The following is a 4081-nucleotide window of genomic DNA, read 5'->3' as shown; positions in this document are numbered from 1 at the left end:
ATTGCTATGATCTCGAAAAAACGTGAAGTATGCGGCATATTTTTGCGCTTTTCCTTAACTTAATGGCAGTGACGCTCTGCGTGGGAATGCATCCTGCGACGCTCTGCGTCGCGTGCTGGTAAGTTCGTTACGAAATCTCGCAGCACCCACCGTGCATGAACACAAAATTATAGATAATCATGATGTTCAAAGAACGCGATTTTTCTTCTTTATTCGTGTTCATTCGCGTTCATTTGCGGTTGCTTCTTATCGTTTGCGCAGGCGCCTGCCGGATTCAGGCCTCGCAGGCGGGACTCCCGCCGTTCCAACCTTTGGTCGACGCGGCGGATGAGGGCGCCGTGTTGACACCCGAGCCTGGGACCTATGCGGGACCGCTGGTGGTGGACAAACCGCTCACCATCGACGGTCGCGGCCAGGTCACCATCGACGGCGGCGGCAAGGGTACGGTTGTCCTGCTCGATACCGACGGCGCTATCCTCAAGGGCCTGCGCCTGACCAACTCCGGCGACTCCCACAACGACATCGATGCCGGCGTGCAGGTGCGCGGAAGCTTCAACGTGATCAAGGACAATCGGATCGACGACTGCCTGTTCGGCATCGACCTGCAGCAGTCCGATCACAACATCGTGCGGCGCAACCGCATCTCCTCCAAGCCCGTGGATCTGGGTGTGCGCGGAGACGCCATCCGGCTCTGGTACAGCTTCGACAACCGGATTACCGACAATGTCATCCGCGACGCCCGCGACACCGTGATCTGGTATTCGAAAGACAATCTCATCGCCCGCAACGATGCCCGCAGGGGTCGCTACTCGCTGCACTTCATGTATTCCCGGACCAACCGGGTGGAAGACAACCACTACGAGGACAACACGGTCGGCATCTTCCTCATGTACAGCGATGGGGTCGAGGTCCGAAACAACCTGATCGCCAATGCCACCGGCTCCACCGGCATAGGCATTGGCTTCAAGGAAACCTCCGATGTCACCATCGAGGGCAACCGTGTCCTCTACTGCGCCACCGGCCTCTATCTGGACGTCTCGCCTTACCAGCCGGATACCACCAACCGTTTCATCGACAATCTAATCGCCTACAACGGTGTCGGGGTACGCTGGCTCAACGACTGGCAGGGTAACGTCTTCAAGGGAAACCGCTTCAAGGGCAACATTACCCAGATGGTCGTGGGGGGCGGCAAGAGCGCCAACCGCAACCGCTGGGAGGGCAACTACTGGGACGACTACCAGGGCTTCGACCGCAACGGCGACGGCATCGGCGACACCCCCTATGAGCTCTACGCCTACGCGGACCGGCTCTGGATGGACGTGCCGGCGGCCCAGTTCTTCACGGGCTCGCCCATGCTGGAGGTCATCGACTTCCTGGAACGCCTTGCCCCCTTCAGCCCCCCGGATCTGCTGGTGCGGGACAATAAGCCCCTGAGGTTCGCTGACACCCGAGTCGCCGGCTTGGTCGGAATCGAGGCCAGGCAAGCCGGCGCGCGGGTTAAAGACGAGGGGGAAAGCGACAAAGCCGAGGCCGAAAGCGTGCCGTCAGCGGATGAGTTCGACGCCTATGAGGCCCTGCGGCGCTCTCTCGGGCGGGATTGATCGGCACCATGACCGAACAGACCAAACCCAAGCCTCCACACAAACGACCGGCCCAGTCCCCCAAATGCCGCGAGCAAAGCCGGCGTGAATTCCTGCGCACCTCCGTGCTTGCCGTCGGATTCAGCACCGCCTCGCTGACAGCTTTAATCCCCCTCGTGGGCAACGCCAACGCACGTTTGCGCCCGCCGGGCGCACTCAAGGACCGGCTTGCGGAGAAAGCGTTTTTAGCCTCCTGCATCAAGTGCGGCCAGTGCGTCCAGGTCTGTCCGGTTGAGGCTATCAAGCTCGCCGATCTCCTCGATGGTATAGGGGTGGGTACACCCTACCTCGACGCCCGCGTCCAGGCCTGCGACTTCTCCTGCGATGGGCTCCAGTGCGTGCTCGCCTGCCCCACGGGCGCGCTGACCCACGAGATCAACTATCCCGCTCAGGCGCGCATGGGATTTGCGCGTTTGGCTCGACCCGCGGCCTGTCTGGCGGCCCAGGGCAAGGGCTTCAAGGGCCAGGCGCGGGGGCCGGATTTCTCCGGCAAGCTGCGCTACGAAGCGATAGACCGCTGGACCCCTATCCCCGTTGCGGCGCACCCATACGATCTCGAGCGCTGCGACCTTTGTGTGCGCCAGTGCCCCATCGAGATCCGCATCGCCCAGTGCGAGGCCGGAACGCCGCCGTCGGGGGACCCGAATCAATGCCCCCCACGCCACGCGATCCGCCTCGTACCTGAGGGAAAGGGAGCCGTCCCGAGCGTGGAAGACGGGTGCGTCGGCTGCGGCGTGTGCGAGATGATCTGCCCGCCCGAGCCCGCCGCCATTGTGGTGGACATCGATGAGACAGCGGATTTCTCTTGACCTTCTTCACTCAGCGAAGCCGTAATCGTGATCGCAGTCGTAATCGTGATCGTGATCGTGATCGAAAAGGCCAAATTTCACAATGAGCTTCAGCCATCAGAAATTGGATGTTTATCGGCTTTCGTTGGAATACATCCGCTGGGTGTATGCTCGTACCGATGATCTGACGGGAATCCATCGGCATGCACGCGACCAATTACTGCGAGCATCCCAGTCGATTCCACTCAATATTGCCGAAGGAAATGGGAAATTCACTGCACCGGACCGAGGGCGCTATTTCGGCATTGCACGTGGTTCGGCCCTGGAATGCGCAGCAATTCAGGATGTACTTCTAATTGGGGGAGCCATTAGTCAGGAAGACCATTATGAAGGAGAAGCATTGCTCTTTAGGATCGTGGCCATGCTGACGAAGATGGCACTGCGATCAGGTTCGGTTCGGGAAGCGCCCGCAATCTACGATACATCTTGCTGCGATCACGATTGCGATCACGAGGAAAGGGAACCGAGCAAATCATGAGCTACATCGCCAAATCCCTGCGCCAGCTGATCGGCATGCGGCCATCGAAACCTTCGCCGGACGAGCGCCTGCCCGAGGTGGTTGCGGTCTATGCCGAAAAGCGCAAGGAAAAGCTGACCAAGGCGAAGCTGCGCGAGGCGGAGCAAGCAAGGGCACTTGCCCATGATCGGCACAAATGGCGAAATCGCCGCTGGATCACCTTGATCGTCATCAATCTACTGTTCGTCGTCTCCTATTATTTCGATGTCCAGTTGGTGGAAGGTGCACTGACCGCCTCCCGCTTCGTCGGATTTCATATGGCGGACCTGAACTCCGCGCTGCAAGTCATGCTAGCCTACAAGCACCTAGTGCTGAATCTGGTCATCGGCACTGTCACCGTATTTGTCCTTTGGCTGCTCCTGGGCGGCCGCACCTTCTGTTCCTGGGTGTGCCCTTACCACTTGATCGCCGAATGGGCCGAGGCGCTCCATCTCAAGCTGGCGGAGAAAAAACTGGTCCGGGATATGCGGTTCCACCGTGGTGTACGCACCCTTCTCTACATTATCTTCGCGCTGCTCGCCCTGCTCACCGGTTACACGGTATTCGAGACCATTTCCCCAACGGGAATATTGAGCCGCGCGCTGATCTATGGTCCGGGCATCGCCCTGCTTTGGGTCTTGGCCCTGCTGGCCTTCGAGGTGCTGGTTTCCCGCCGCGCCTGGTGCCGCTACGTCTGCCCCATCGGCATCACCTACGGCCTGGTAGGGACCTTGTCGCCGTTACGGGTGCAGTACAACATGCAGCGCTGTCACCACGAGGGGGACTGCCGCAAGATCTGCATGGTGCCGCATGTCCTGGATGTGACCATCCGCGGCCGGGCGAAGACGCTCGATACCGACATCGGTGCCGACTGCACCCGTTGTGGCCTCTGCGTCGATATCTGCCCGACCGGCTCCCTGAGCTTCAAGATCAAGGGACTGGACAAATCGCTGTGAGATTCCCTTACGATCGTTCTGCTTTGGGGAAAGTTCGTGGGTGGGCACGGCGCAGGTTATGCCACAATGCCATTAAGTTAGCTGCCGGCCGCTGGTCGTGGTAGGTCCGGTTAGGCGCGTGCTTCGGTGTTCGGTTGGGTC

At 60.0% G+C, this 4081-nt stretch carries 4 protein-coding genes; all 4 read left to right on the top strand.

Translation table 11 applies throughout. The features are described from left to right. Positions 1-338: 338 nt before the first annotated feature. The 4 genes from nosD (at position 339) to BQ17_RS01640 (ending at position 3940) form a co-directional block, all read left to right on the top strand. Positions 339-1601, top strand: a complete 1263-nt coding sequence (gene nosD / locus BQ17_RS01655) for a nitrous oxide reductase family maturation protein NosD (RefSeq protein ID WP_439645633.1) — start codon at positions 339-341, stop codon at positions 1599-1601. A gap of 8 nt (positions 1602-1609) precedes the next feature. Beyond that, positions 1610-2449 (top strand): 4Fe-4S binding protein, encoded by an 840-nt coding sequence (locus BQ17_RS01650; protein WP_089724003.1) that lies wholly within the window; start codon positions 1610-1612, stop codon positions 2447-2449. 82 nt (positions 2450-2531) lie between these two features. After that, positions 2532-2966: a four helix bundle protein gene (locus tag BQ17_RS01645; RefSeq protein ID WP_089724002.1), complete on the top strand. Its 435-nt coding sequence runs from the start codon at positions 2532-2534 to the stop codon at positions 2964-2966. Further along, on the top strand, positions 2963-3940 hold the full coding sequence (locus tag BQ17_RS01640; protein WP_089724001.1) for a NapH/MauN family ferredoxin-type protein: 978 nt from the start codon (positions 2963-2965) through the stop codon (positions 3938-3940). The genes BQ17_RS01645 and BQ17_RS01640 overlap by 4 nt, the downstream gene beginning before the upstream one ends. Positions 3941-4081: the final 141 nt, after the last annotated feature.

The organism is Candidatus Thiosymbion oneisti (genome assembly GCF_900092655.1).
GTDB classification, from domain to species: Bacteria; Pseudomonadota; Gammaproteobacteria; order Chromatiales; family Chromatiaceae; genus Thiosymbion; species Thiosymbion oneisti.
Note: the sequence above shows the minus strand (reverse complement) of the source record. Positions and strands in the feature narration are given on the sequence as shown.